The sequence below is a fragment of the Litchfieldella qijiaojingensis genome (genome assembly GCF_014651875.1).
Lineage (GTDB): Bacteria > Pseudomonadota > Gammaproteobacteria > Pseudomonadales > Halomonadaceae > Litchfieldella > Litchfieldella qijiaojingensis.
Window position 1 is genome coordinate 1 of record NZ_BMXS01000071.1, and the last position, 1,312, is coordinate 1,312.

The window sequence follows — 1,312 nt, forward strand, 5'->3', positions numbered from 1 at the left end:
TGAACCGCCCCGACTATCTCGGAGACTTTCTCGTTTGAGTCACGCTGCCTGAGCGGACTCGGTACTTTGTTGATAGTAGCGAGCTTCCGCCTCAGCGGGTGGTATGTTGCCAATCGACTCCAGCAACCGCCGGTGATTGAACCAGTTCACCCATTCCAGTGTGGCCAGTTCCACGGCAGACCGGGTCGGCCATGACCTGCGATGGATGACCTCGGCCTTGTACAAGCCGTTGATGGTCTCCGCCAGGGCATTGTCATAGGAGTCACCCACACTGCCCACAGAAGGCTCGATTCCCGCCTCGGCCAGCCGTTCCGTATAGCGAATCGACACATACTGGACACCACGGTCACTATGATGGATAAGGCCGCTGTCATCGCCAGGGCGTCGTTCATGGATGGCCTGCTCCAGGGCATCGAGCACGAACTCTGTGCGTGCCGTGCCGGACACCCGCCAGCCGACGATGCGGCGGGCGAACACATCAAGGACAAAGGCCACGTAAGCGAATCCCTGCCAGGTGCTGACGTAGGTGAAGTCCGAAACCCACAGAGCGTTGGGCCGATCGGCACGAAACTGGCGATTGACCCGGTCCAGGGGGCACGCACTGGCCTTGTCGTTGACCGTGGTCTTGACGGACTTGCCCCGTACCACGCCTTGCAGCCCCAGACGACGCATCAAGCGCTCCACCGTGCAGCGCGCAACCGCAAGGGACTCCCGCTTCAATTGCCGCCAGACCTTGCGGGCGCCATAGACCCGGAAGTTCTCCTCCCAGACACGCTCAATTTCCTGGCACAACCGTTCATCGCGTTGCTCACGGCGTGAGCGCCGAGCGGGCTGAGTACGGCGCTGCACATGGGCATAGTAGGTCGATGGAGCGATCGGCAGTACCCGGCAGATCGGCTCGACTCCATGAACCGCGCGATGTTCGTCAATGAAGGCCGTCATGACTTGAAGCGGCGGTCGAGCTCCGCCTGGGCAAAATACGCGGATGCCTTGCGCAGGATCTCGTTGGCCTGGCGCAATTCCCGGTTTTCCCGCTCCAGCGCCTTCAGGCGGGCGCGCTCCTCGGTCGTCAACCCGGCCCGCTCTCCAGCGTCACGCTCGGCCTGACGAACCCAGTTGCACAGGGTCTGCGGGGCACAGCCAAACTTGCCGGCAATCGACTCAATCGCAGCCCACTGTGAAGCGTATTCATCCTGGTGCTCGCGCACCATCCGAACCGCCCGTTCCCTCACCTCAGGTGAGTATTTCTTCGATGTTGTCATCACTCCATCCTCTCAAGAAATGGAGTCTCCGGGAATCCCGGGGCGGTTCA

General features: G+C 61.5%; 1 protein-coding gene and 1 other annotated feature. The gene reads right to left on the reverse strand.

The features are described 5' to 3' along the window. Nucleotides 1-39 precede the first annotated feature (39 nt). A protein-coding gene (locus IE093_RS22250; RefSeq protein ID WP_189473121.1) for an IS3 family transposase occupies nt 40-1,262 on the reverse strand; the annotation gives its coding sequence in 2 pieces (ribosomal slippage) (nt 40-977 and nt 977-1,262; 1,224 coding nt in all). Then, nucleotides 868-984, reverse strand: a sequence feature (AL1L pseudoknot). Its footprint overlaps the gene before it by 117 nt. Nucleotides 1,263-1,312 lie beyond the last annotated feature (50 nt).